The sequence below is a fragment of the Algoriphagus sp. genome (assembly GCF_024305035.1).
Taxonomy (GTDB): domain Bacteria; phylum Bacteroidota; class Bacteroidia; order Cytophagales; family Cyclobacteriaceae; genus Algoriphagus.
In genome coordinates, this window is record NZ_JAMWZB010000019.1 from 1 (window position 1) to 12,561 (window position 12,561).

The 12,561-nt window shown below is 44.2% G+C and carries 8 protein-coding genes; all 8 read left to right on the forward strand.

The features are described from left to right. The first annotated feature begins 476 nt into the window (after nucleotides 1-476). The 8 genes from Q0L00_RS11930 (at nucleotide 477) to Q0L00_RS11965 (ending at nucleotide 12,557) form a co-directional block, all read left to right on the forward strand. On the forward strand, nucleotides 477-3,569 hold the full coding sequence (locus Q0L00_RS11930; RefSeq protein ID WP_297337110.1) for a SusC/RagA family TonB-linked outer membrane protein: 3,093 nt from the start codon (nucleotides 477-479) through the stop codon (nucleotides 3,567-3,569). A 21-nt stretch (nucleotides 3,570-3,590) separates the two neighbouring features. Continuing rightward, complete coding sequence (locus Q0L00_RS11935) at nucleotides 3,591-5,003, forward strand: SusD/RagB family nutrient-binding outer membrane lipoprotein (RefSeq protein ID WP_297337111.1); 1,413 nt, start codon at nucleotides 3,591-3,593, stop codon at nucleotides 5,001-5,003. Between the two features lie 59 nt (nucleotides 5,004-5,062). Continuing rightward, a complete protein-coding gene (locus tag Q0L00_RS11940) occupies nucleotides 5,063-6,361 on the forward strand; it encodes a D-alanyl-D-alanine carboxypeptidase (RefSeq protein ID WP_297337112.1) in 1,299 nt (432 codons plus the stop codon). A 3-nt stretch (nucleotides 6,362-6,364) separates the two neighbouring features. Next, the gene (locus Q0L00_RS11945) at nucleotides 6,365-6,841 is read left to right on the forward strand and encodes a DUF1016 N-terminal domain-containing protein (protein ID WP_297337113.1); all 477 of its coding nucleotides are present in this window, start codon (nucleotides 6,365-6,367) and stop codon (nucleotides 6,839-6,841) included. A gap of 115 nt (nucleotides 6,842-6,956) precedes the next feature. Continuing rightward, on the forward strand, nucleotides 6,957-9,023 hold the full coding sequence (locus Q0L00_RS11950) for a prolyl oligopeptidase family serine peptidase (protein WP_297337114.1): 2,067 nt from the start codon (nucleotides 6,957-6,959) through the stop codon (nucleotides 9,021-9,023). A gap of 3 nt (nucleotides 9,024-9,026) precedes the next feature. Then, complete coding sequence (locus tag Q0L00_RS11955) at nucleotides 9,027-9,452, forward strand: DUF1801 domain-containing protein (RefSeq protein ID WP_297337115.1); 426 nt, start codon at nucleotides 9,027-9,029, stop codon at nucleotides 9,450-9,452. A 34-nt stretch (nucleotides 9,453-9,486) separates the two neighbouring features. Next, nucleotides 9,487-10,500, forward strand: a complete 1,014-nt coding sequence (locus Q0L00_RS11960) for a GSCFA domain-containing protein (RefSeq protein WP_297337116.1) — start codon at nucleotides 9,487-9,489, stop codon at nucleotides 10,498-10,500. Nucleotides 10,501-10,529: 29 nt separating this feature from the next. Next, nucleotides 10,530-12,557 (forward strand): thioredoxin domain-containing protein, encoded by a 2,028-nt coding sequence (locus Q0L00_RS11965; protein ID WP_297337117.1) that lies wholly within the window; start codon nucleotides 10,530-10,532, stop codon nucleotides 12,555-12,557. The last annotated feature ends 4 nt before the right edge of the window (nucleotides 12,558-12,561 follow it).

A 12,561-nucleotide genomic window follows, 5' to 3' on the forward strand; every position in this document is an offset into this window, starting at 1 on the left:
GCCAAGGCGTGTTCGGGACTTGCACCCTATAGCTATCGCCCATGCTGGGCACACCATCATGAGGCTGTCCCTAATCGGACAGCCTCTTTTTTTTGGCCCGAACTTCATTTTATTGCACTAAACAAAAATAAATTCTGGCAAAAAGTAGCAAAAGCAAATTTTATTTGAGCAGAATTATTATTTGAAATAATTTGATATTTTTTTGAACACCTTTCTTTAAATTAACCGCTTATTATTTTTAAATTAAGCATGTTTTAAGTTTCCAATTTAAAATTTATGTATTCATCTATGGATTTTAAGCAAATTTCTAAGCTGTCTCATTTGATCAAAATCGCTCAAAATCAAGTGAAAATCTGAATTTAAATTTCTATAGGAGCGAATACAGCAATGTTCAATTTCATAAAACAGAAAAAAACCGCAAATACCCTGAATAATCTACATAAAACCAATTTTCAAAATTCTAACCTTTCTAACACATGAAAAACAGCTACAAGTTTACCTTGCTGTTTCTGATGAGTTTGCTGACTTCCGTCTCGCTATTTGCGCAGCAAACGATATCAGGAAAAGTAACAGCAGAAGAAGACGGACAGCCCCTACCGGGTGTCAGTATCGTAGTCCAGGGGACCTCGACAGGTACGGTCACGGATATCGACGGGAACTATTCGATCAACGTACCCAACTCCGAATCGATCTTGGTATTTTCCTTTATCGGCTTTGAAAGTCAGGAAATCCTTGTGGGTAATACCACCACCATCAATGTGGTCCTAGCCACAGAGGAATCCCAGCTCGATGAGGTGATCGTGACTGCTTTTGGGATTTCCCAGGAGAAAAAATCCTTGGGGTATTCGGCCCAAAGTATCGATGCAGAAGCCATCACCAAATCCAGACAACCCAATCTTGTGAATTCACTACAGGGACAAGTAGCCGGGGTACAAATCACCAATTCAGGAGGTGCTCCCGGACAATCCGCCCGAATCATCATACGGGGAATCAACTCACTGGATCCATCGGCTGACAATCAGCCACTTTTCGTGGTTGATGGGGTTCCTGTGGACAACTCTACCATTGAAGCTGCAAATGATAGAACCCCTCGGGGTATGTCAAACAGAATCGCTGATATCAATCCTAATGATATCGAGTCCATGTCTGTACTAAAAGGTGCTGCTGCAACAGCTCTCTATGGGGTACGTGCTGCCAATGGGGCGGTAATCATCACCACCAAAAAAGGGAAGGCGGGAGAAATAAGAGTGAATTTCAACTCTTCCTTAGGATTTGATAAGCTGGTCAAAAAACCTAGGTTACAAAAAGAATATGGACAGGGATTTAGCGGGGAGCGGGATGATTCCAGTTTCTGGCCTTCTTGGGGTGCAAATATCGCTGAGGAAAACGATCCGAACTATGTCTATCAAGACAACTGGACTCGAGCCTTCGATACCGGTGTCAATTTTGACAATAGCTTAAGTGTGTCTGGCGGAAACGAAAACGCCACGTTTTACACCTCCATTGGACGACTGGATCAAAAAGGAATTATCCCATTTTCGAATTGGGATAGAACCAGTGCCAAACTTTCCGGGACGATCAAAGTCAATGAAAAGTTCAACTTTTCCGGCTCCATGAATTACACCAACTCGGGTGGTAATCGTGTGCCTCACGATCGATTCTTGGAACGAATGATGTATTGGTCAGAGACACAAGATGTCCGTGACTACATCAATCCCGATGGCACCATGAAGACCTATGCAAACACCAATCCCATTTATGATGCGCGTTTTGCCACTTATGAAGATAATGTCAATCGCATCATTGGAAACATCAATTTGAACTATAGCCCGACCGATTGGCTAACCTTTTCCTACCGATTGGGAATGGATAATTATTCTGATTCCCGAACAGAAATCACTCCAGGTCCAATGGGAATAGACGGAGAAGTAGCCTTGAGTTCTACCGGATTTTTGGAAGAAACCCGAATCAACAGTCGTGACTTAACCTCCAATTTCTACATCACACTTCGGAAACAATGGAATGAGGACTGGAACACTACCTTAAGATTTGGAAATGACGTCTTCGAAAGAAGATTTGACCGAGTGACTGCCACCGGATCCAATTTTGTAATTCCGGGATTTTATAACCTCAATAACACGACTCAAATCTTTGCCTCCCAAGGTAAAAGTATGAGAAGATTAGTCGGTTTCTATGGGGATTTAATGGTAGACTATAAAAACTATCTTTTCCTTAACATCACCGGCAGAAATGACATTTCCTCTACCCTTCCTGTGGACAACAATTCCTTCTTTTATCCTTCCATTAACTTGAGTTATGCCTTCAGCGAGCATTTGGAAATGCCCAGTTGGGTGACTTTTGGAAAACTGAGAGCCTCGTGGGCTCAGGTTGGTAAAGACACTAATCCGCATATTCTTGGAGCCACCTTTGTATCTCCAGCTATTTTCCCGCTGAATGGTCAAGTCGGATTTTCAAGGAACTCCACCTTTGGGGATCCACTGTTAAGACCCGAACAAACCACATCGGTGGAAGTAGGTACGCAGCTGGCATTCTTGAACAACCGAGCTAGCCTGGATGTAACGTATTACAAGTCAAACGCAAAAGATCAAATCATTCCAGTTCCAATCTCGGATGCGACTGGATTTTCTTCCTACATCACCAATGCCGGTGAAATCGAAAACAGAGGATGGGAAATTGTCCTGGGAGGAACTCCAATCGAGCGAGGTGATTTCCGCTGGGATGTTACCGCCAATATCACCACCAACCAAAACGAAATCGTGTCCATCCGTGAAGGAATTGATCAAATCGTGGTGGGGTCACAGTTTGGCTATGTAGGAAGTACAGTTACCATGATTTTGAAAGAAGGCCGACCTTATGGAGATATTTATGGATCCAGCTACGTAAGACCTGACGCAGATCCCGACTCAGAAGTCCTGGACCGTAGCCTACCTCAGTTAATTGGCGCAAATGGCTTCCCTGTTCGAACCGGTTCTCAGCTGGTCCTGGGTAATGCCGTTCCAAAAGTTTTTGGAGGTCTAAGAAATGATTTCAATTACAAAGGATTTGAGCTTTCTTTCTTGGTGGATTTCAGAGCGGGAGTAGATCAATACAGCCAGTTTGACAACTTCCTTTCTGCTTTTGGAAAACAAGAAGCTTCCTTGGCCAGAAATGATTTTCGGGTATTCCCGGGTGTGCTTGCCGACGGATCTCCGAATAATCAGGAAGTTTGGTTAGGGCAGGGTGTTGGCCCTGATGGAGTAAATTACGGAGCTGGATACTGGAGAAATCATTACCGAACCACTTCTGAAAATTTTGTGGTTGATGCCAGCTTTATCAAACTTCGAAACATCACCTTAGCCTACAATCTTCGGCCCAATTTGATCGAGCGAACTCCATTCAGAACGGCTAGAATTTCCGTAGCGGCAAATAACATCATCCTTTACACCCCATGGGATGGCTTTGATCCGGAATCATTTTCTGCCGGTGCCGGAGGTAATGCAGTTGGATTTACCGGACTCGGATTCCCGGGCGTACAAAGTGTTTTCTTCACCCTGAATTTGGGATTGTAAACCTTCTAAATCACGAAAAAGATGAAATTTAAAAATAAACTATCAGCGATTTTAGGAGCATCTATTCTCTTATTGGCTTCGGCTTGTGAGTCCTTTTTGGATGTCAATGAAAATCCCAACAATCCAGAAGATGCTCCCATCTCAGGATTAATGACCAATAGCACCTATGAAACGGCGCTTAATGTACAGCGCGCAGGGAGTGCTACCAGTAATTATGTGCAATACTTAGCCTCTCCAAACCCCTCTAGCGGTTCGGATATCATGGATCAATTGGACTTTAGCGGTACTTGGTTCAACCTTTACAATGTGATGACCGATCTCAACGAGATCATCCGAAAAGCCGAAGAATCCGGTGCCAATCATTACCTTGGTGCTGGCCAGATTTTAATGGCTTTAAACTTGGGCATGACCGTTGATTTGTTTGGCGATGTTCCTTTCTCAGAAAGTTTCAATTTTGAAACAGTGACCCCGGCTTACGATGATGATCAGATTCTATACGATCAGGTGATCAGTTTACTGGATCAAGGGATCGCAAACCTTCAAACTGAATCTGCTATTTCCATCGGCGGGGATGATTTTATTTTCGCAGGAGACATTGACAGTTGGATCAAGTTTGGATACTCTCTTAAAGCCCGGTTTTTGATTCACACCAAAGGCAGTGCTTCTTATGATGCCAATGAGGTTTTATCTGCTGTTGCGGCAGGGTTTTCTTCCAATGCAGATGATGCCCAAGTTACCTTCTTTGAGCAGCGCTTTAATCCCTGGGCCCAAGTGGCGATCAACAATGAAAACCTGCTTTTAGGAGGCTGGATTTCTGAGCAATTTATTGAAGCATTGGACGGAACGTCTTATCCTGTGGCAGACCCTCGCCTTCCCCTCATGGTAGGCACGACGGATGATGGAGAATTTATCGGGGTGCCCAATGGTGCTGGACGAGGTGATGCCCCCGAGCAAGGCGCACGGTCTACCCTGATTCCAGGGCAATTCTACACCTCCGAACAATCTCCTATCCTGATTGCCACCTTTGCGGAGTTGAAGTTTATTGAGGCGGAAGCAGCCTTGGATTCAGATCCGGGACGAGCTTATGAGGCTTACCTTTCCGGAATTGAAGCTCATATGGATATGTTGGGCGTAAGTGAAGAGGACAAAGCTACCTATTTAGCCGACCCAAGCGTTGGTGTAGGAGCTGGAGCTTTGACCTTAGATGACATCATGAAAGAAAAGTGGGTGGCCATGTTCCTTCATCCGGAAACCTGGAATGATGCCCGAAGATTTGATTATGGCTACAAAGACATGACCCTTCCTGCCAATTTGAATCCTAATCTAAACGGAAATTTCATTCGTCGTCTAGCCTATCCAGACAGTGAGGTCAGCCGAAACGGGGACAATGTTCCTCAGGTCACCTTACTGGACCGAATCTGGTGGGATCAATAAAAATTAATTATTTAATCAAGTCTCCTGCATAAGCGGGAGACTTTTTTTATTTTACACCTATGAATCGAATACTTCTTGCACTATTAATCCTCACTTGCTCCTGCACGGTCCAAAAAATCAACAAAAGCATTCGTAAATCCGAGGTTTTTGAAAAAGGACACTTGGGCTTAATGATAGTCGATCCAGTCAAAAACAAAACCCTCAGCGCCATCAATGAGGACAAATACTTCATTCCTGCCTCAAACACCAAGCTTTTTACGTTTTACACTTCCTATACGATTCTCGGTGATGAAAAAATCAACGGCTTGAATTACTTGGAACGTGGAGATTCGCTGATTTTTTGGGGTACAGGAGATCCGAGTTTGCTCCATCCTGATTTTCAGGACAGCACGGTTATCGATTTTTTGAAATCCTTTAAAAAAGATCTTTTTTTGGTGGATAATTTTGATCAGGTGGATGCATTTGGACCAGGCTGGTCCTGGGATTGGTACAATGCCTACTATGCCACCGAACGGTCGGCATTTCCGGTTTATGGAAATGTGGTGCGTTTCTCCAAGGACTCCACCATGGCCGGATTTAACACTTATCCCTCCTATTTTGAGAATAAATTGATACCGGCTGTTGGGCCTCCTGATTATTTAACCTTTCGTAGAAATCGCTTCAAAAATGAGTACGAATACTTCACCCCTGAATCCAGCAAAACCTTTGAACGGGACATTCCATTTGTGACATCCGCAGAATTTACAGCCAATTTACTCGAAGAAAAAATTGGTAAAAAAGTTACCCTGATCCAATCTTCCAATTACCTAGACTCGGAACCCCTTAAACTCCAAACCGCTGCAGCAGACAGCATTTATGCCCAAATGATGAAAATCAGCGATAATTTTTTGGCCGAGCAACTCTTACTCTTAGTTTCCGATCAACTCAACAATGAACTCAGCACTCGAGAGGCAATCGATTATGCCAAAGAGAATCTGCTGGATGATCTGCCCGACGAACCCATGTGGCATGATGGTTCGGGACTTTCCGCTAGAAATATGTTTACGCCACGATCAATCATTGCCCTTTTGGGAAAAATCAGAGCGGAAGTCCCATGGGAAAAAATCCAGGCCTACTTCCCCGCAGGGGGAGAATCGGGAACGATCCGAAGTTGGTATCCTGCAGATCCAGGGCAGCCTGCCTATATTTATGCTAAAACCGGTACGCTGAGCATGTCCAATGCTTTGAGTGGATATTTGCTGACCAAAAGCGGAAAAATCCTTCATTTTTCCTGTCTGATGAATAACTATCAGATTCCCTCCAGCGAATTGAAAACGGAACTGCAAAAAGTCCTTTACATGATCCACGATAGGTATTGAAATATGAAAAAATTACCTCAACCCAACAGCTATATTTCTTTAAAGAAGGAAATCAGTCAGCTTCTGATCGCCAGAAGAGAGCAAGCTGGACGGGCTGTAAATACGATTTTGGCACAGACTTACTGGCCAATAGGAAGGCACATCGTGAAGTTTGAACAGGGGGAAGAAGAAAAATCGGAGTATGAAACCAATTTGCTAAACCCACTTTCAAAAGATTTGACTTTGGCATTCGGTAAAGGTTTTGGAAGATCAAACTGGGTCTATATTCGAAAACTCTACCTTGCTCTTCCAATTTGTGGGACACTATCCCACAATTTGGGGTGGAGCCTCTATTATGAAATTTTAAAATCAGAAGAACCGCTTGAAATCAGTTTCTACACCAAACCATGGGAAAAAGAAAACTGGTTTGCCCGGGGACTCAAACGCCAAATGAAAAGCACGCTTTTTCATCGAATGGCATGGAGTCAGGACAAAGAGTAGGTTTTAGGCAAAATACAACTGCAACTGCTTTTTGTCAGCCAGTACCAACTCTATCTTCCATAAAACCAAGAACTCACATACGAACTTGAGAACCTTCTTTCCAAAGACTAGAACTATGAAAATACGCCTCCTTATTATCCTTTTCCTTTGTTCATTGCAGAGCCTTTTCTCCCAATCCTTCACCATGGAGCAAGTAGGCAAATTCACCTTTCCCTCCGGACTCACAGCCGATCAGTCGGGAACTCAGCTCGCCTGGGTGATGTACGAGCAGGGAAAGCGGAACGTGTATTACGCCAAAGCACCGGATTTCCAACCCGAAAAACTGACATCCTTTAATCAAGACGATGGACAGGAAATCAGCGGGCTAAGCTTCACCCCCGAAGGAAATCATTTGGTCTTTGTTCGCGGTGGAGACCATGGAGGAGGCAATGCTTCCTCCACTGTCAATGCCGATAATCTGGCCAAACTCCCAAAAGTAGAATTATTTGCCTTTGATCTCCCATCCCGAATGATCGAGAAAATTGGCGAAGGGGATAATATTCACCTAGGCAATTTTAGTGATATTTTATTTTTAAAAAACGGGCAAGTATGGAAAGCCAATGCCCACCACGTAGAAGCTCCAAAACAACTTTTTGAAATCAAGGGGAATGTCAATTCCATGGAATATTCACCAGACGGGAAAAGCTTGGCTTTCACCGTCAATCGAGGAGGGCATCAACTCATCGGAATCTACCGGGATGAAGAAACGCCAATCCAGTTTATCGCGCCTTCCTTTCACCGCTATTCCCAGCCCAAATGGTCCCCGGACGGAAGCAAAATCGCCTTTATCAAAACGCTTGGGGGATCCGGCGCAGCTTATCCCCTTTTAGAACCACGGCACAGCCCCTGGGAAATCTGGCAAGCGGACCTAACAAGTGGAAAAGCCAAGATGCTCTGGAAAGCACCGGAAACACTCCCCGGTTCCTACCGCTATTTCTTTTTTTCCTATCCCAATGAAAACGAATTGGTGTTTGAATCCTATCACGACGGCTGGCAACACCTCTACAGTTTGGATTTAAAGACTAAAACAGAAACACTTTTAACACCGGGAGACTACATGGTCGAGCAAATCAAACTCAGTCCTGATGGTGAAAAAGTGCTGTTTTCCGCAAATTTTGGCCCTGAAAAAGAAGATCAAGACCGAAGGCATATCGGCTCGGTGGAGTTGGCCAACAAAAAGCTGACATGGGAAACTTCAGGAGAAGGAATCGAAGCTTATCCCGTAGCTTTGACCAATGGGGATTTGGCCTATTTTTCAGCGACCGCAAAAAGACCGCATTTGGTTACTCTCAAACAAGACGAAGAAACCAAGCTCCTTCAAGCCGATCTGATCCCATCGGATTTCCCTGAGGATAAATTAGTCACACCAAAACAGGTACAATTTACTGCTCCAGATGGTACGACCGTTTTTGGGCAGCTATTTGAAAAAGAAGGGGGTTCAGCAAAAAAGCCCGGCGTTGTATTCATCCACGGTGGCCCACAGCGTCAGATGCTTCTGGGCTGGAGCTACATGGACTATTATACGAATACCTATGCCTTAAATCAGTATTTGGCAGAGATGGGCTTCGTCGTTCTTTCGGTGAATTTCCGATTGGGCATTGGCTATGGTTATAATTTTCACCGACCGACAAATGCCTATTACCAAGGTGCCGTCGAATACCAAGACATCAAGGCTGGAGGAGAATTTTTAGCCAATCTCCCTCAGGTGGATCCCGATAAAATCGGAGTTTATGGTGGAAGCTACGGAGGTTACTTGACCGCTTTGGCCTTGGCAAGAGATTCGGATTTATTCAAGGTGGGCGTGGATATTCATGGAGTACATGACCTGGACAGCCGCTATGATTTACCACAAGGGTATGAGATCGCTCCAGATTACCAGGAAGCTAAAAAAATCGCATGGGAATCCTCCCCGATCGCTGATTTGGATACCTGGACCAGTCCGGTACTCTTCATTCACTCCGATGATGACCGCAATGTCAACGTGGCTCAAACGACCAATTTGATCCGCCGCTTTGACGAATTGAACAAGCCCTATGAGTCCATACTGATTCCCGGAGACACCCATCATTGGATGAAATGGGAAAATATGATCCGAGTGTCCCATGAAACAGCTAACTTTCTCAAAAAGCACTTAATGGATTAGATCATGGCTGAAAACAAAACTCAACCCACCGAGGCTTCTGTGGAAGATTTTCTCCATCAGGTAGAATCCCCAAAAAAAAGGGAAGATGCATTCCGCATCAAACAAATCATGGAAGAGGTCACCGGTGAAAAAGCCGTGATGTGGGGTGATTCCATCGTTGGGTTTGGGCAGTATCACTACAAATATGAAAGCGGTCGAGAAGGGGATTTTCTGATTGTGGGATTTTCACCTCGCAAGACTTCTCTTTCCATTTACCTGCTTGGCTGTATGGAGAAAAGTTTTGATGACCTTTTTGCCCAGCTCGGCAAACATAAAACCGGAGCTTCCTGCCTGTATATTAATAAACTCGCTGATGTAGACGAAGAGGTTTTGCGGCAATTGATCAAGGAATCCTATGATTGGATGAAGGCAAACTATCCGACGAATTAAACCATCGTGGATCAAGATTTCTTAAATTCAACCCATGAATTGGTTTACATCATTTGACATTCCGACAGCAGAACATCCCATTACCCATCAGTCAAAAATTCTGAGCATGGGCTCCTGCTTTGCGCAGGTGATCGGAAAGAAAATGCAGGAGCGTAAGTTTAACGTATTGGTCAATCCTTTTGGAACAATCTTTCACCCGAGCATTCTCGCAAACCTGTTGGATCACTCAATTTCCCAGATACCTTTAGAGCCATCGGGGATTTTGGAGCGGGAAGGACTATTTTTTCATTATGCGGCGCATTCAGATTTGAGTGGAAAAAGTGCTTTGGAACTGGAGGAAAAATGGAATCAACAAATACAAAAAACCCAGGAATCCCTTAAAGAAGGTTCACACTTGATCCTGACTTTTGGCACTGCCTGGATTTATGAGCATCAGGACTTTGGTTCGGTCGCCAATTGCCACAAACAACCTCAAAAACTCTTTCAAAAGAATCTTTCTTCCTTGGAGAAAATGACCTTTGATTTAGCCCATGTCATCAATAAATTCTCCCAAGCTTTTCCTCAGCTCAACATTGTCCTTACTGTCAGTCCGGTTCGCCATATCAAGGACGGCATTCCCGAAAATCAGTTGAGCAAAAGTCTTCTTCGGGTACTCTGCCACGAATTGGAGAAAAAATCCAAGAAAGTCAGTTATTTCCCCTCTTACGAAATTATGATGGATGAATTGCGGGATTATCGTTTTTACAAAGAAGACCGGATTCATCCGACAGATGAGGCCGAAAACTACATTTGGGAGCAATTTTCAAGTACTTTCTTTTCAAAAGAAACCCGAGAAAAAGTCTCCGAAATTGAAAAAATCCAGCGAGAATTGGGGCATCGGCCTTTGAATCCAGAAAGTGAGGCTCATCGGAAGTTTCTCCAAAACCTCTTGATCAAACTGGAACGAATGAGTGCTGAATTTGATTTTTCAAATGAAATCAAGAAAATAAAAACTACGCTTAACGATCGGAAAAATCCCTTCGACGCCGTTCATGGTGACACCGACTAAGCTCTTTTCAACAATGAAACTTCACCACCATGCCCAATAGACTTATCCATTCACAAAGCCCTTACCTACTCCAGCACGCTCATAATCCTGTAGACTGGTATCCTTGGGGACCCGAGGCTCTGAAGAAAGCCGAAGTGGAAAACAAACCGATTCTCGTTTCCATCGGTTATTCGGCCTGTCATTGGTGTCATGTGATGGAGCGGGAGAGTTTTGAGGATGAGCTCACCGCCGAGTTGATGAATGCCCACTTTGTCTGCATCAAAATCGATCGGGAAGAGCGGCCTGATCTGGACAATATCTATATGGATGCGGTACAGGCCATGGGCTTGCAGGGTGGCTGGCCTTTGAATGTGTTTTTGATGCCTAATCAGAAGCCATTCTACGGAGGCACTTATTTCAAAAATGAGCAATGGACACGACTGCTGGCTAATATTGCCGATGCGTTCAAAAAACATCCGGAACAGTTGGCAGAAAGTGCCGAGGGATTTGGGAATAGTCTAAAACGCTCCGAGGTCGAAAAATACGGCATTCAGCCGAGTGAAGACCAAGCCAATCCCGATGATCTGATCGAAATCGCCAGCAAACTCAGCGCCCAGTTTGATCCCGAATGGGGAGGAATGAAACGGATCCCCAAATTTCCCATGCCTTCTAGTTGGGATTTTCTCTTGGATTATTCCCTCCTAGCCCATCGGGAGGATTTAAAAGAAAAGGTGTTTTTTACCCTTCGAAAAATTGGAATGGGCGGAATTTACGATCAGCTCCGAGGGGGATTTGCCCGTTATTCCGTGGATGGAGAATGGTTTGCTCCACACTTCGAAAAGATGCTTTACGATAATGGTCAATTGCTGGAATTGTATGCTAAAGCCTATCAGGTAAGTCCAGACTCGCTATTCCTCGAAAAAATCATCGAAACCGCCAATTGGCTTGAGGCTGAAATGCTCACCGAAGAGGGTGGGTTTCATGCCGCTCAGGATGCAGACAGCGAAGGGGTCGAAGGAAAATTTTACACTTGGCGCTATTCTGAATTGGAAAAACTCATCGGCAATGAAATGCCCTGGTTTCGCAAACTTTATAACCTTAAAATCCACGGCAATTGGGAAGAAGGAGTCAATATTCTATTTCAAACGGAAGATTATTCCACCATAGCTTCAGACTTCAAAATGGAGGAATCGGAGCTATTATCTAAGCTGGATATGATCAAGAAAAAGCTACTTGCAAAACGAAATACCCGCATTTTTCCTGGAAAAGATGATAAAATCATCGCCGGCTGGAATGGGCTGATGAGTTCTGGTTTGCTTCAAGCTTTTATCGCGACGGGAGAAAAAAGGATGCTTGATCTGGGATTGAAAAATCTGGATTTCATCCATGAAAAAATGATTAGTGATGGGATGCTTCATCGTAGTTACAAGAACGGCAAAGCCTATACTCCTGCCTTTTTGGAGGATTATGCGGCAATAATCAAAGCTTCACTTCGCGCTTTTGAAATCAGTGGAGAGGTAAAATACCTGAATCTGGGCAAAAACCTCACCGACTTTTGTCTCCTCCATTTCTTTGATGAAGCTGATGGTTTGTTCTTTTTTAACAATCCTAAAGCCGAAAAACTCATTGCCAATAAAAAGGAGCTTTTTGATAATGTAATTCCAGCTTCCAATTCCATCATGGCCCGAAATCTCCACCGGTTGTCGCTTTTCACCTATGAGGATCACTATGCTTTGATTTCCCAAAAAATGCTCAATCAAATGAGGGAAATGATCCTCAAAGAACCCGGTTTTCTCTGCAACTGGGCGAGTTTGTTGTTGGAAACTGTCGTTCCCACCGCTGAGGTTGCCATCGTCGGAAAAGGTGCCCAAAAATTGGCCGGTGAGCTCCTCAACAAACATCTTTCCAATTTGATCGTGGCATGGTCAGAAAAAACGACAGAAAGCGCCCCGATTTTAGCAGGAAAAACTCCTGATTCGGCGGGAAATGCCTTAATTTATGTTTGCTTCGATCATGCCTGCCGGCGGCCAGTCAGCAGTGTCGAGGAAGCCATCAGTCAATTACCCTATCTAACCTAATTCC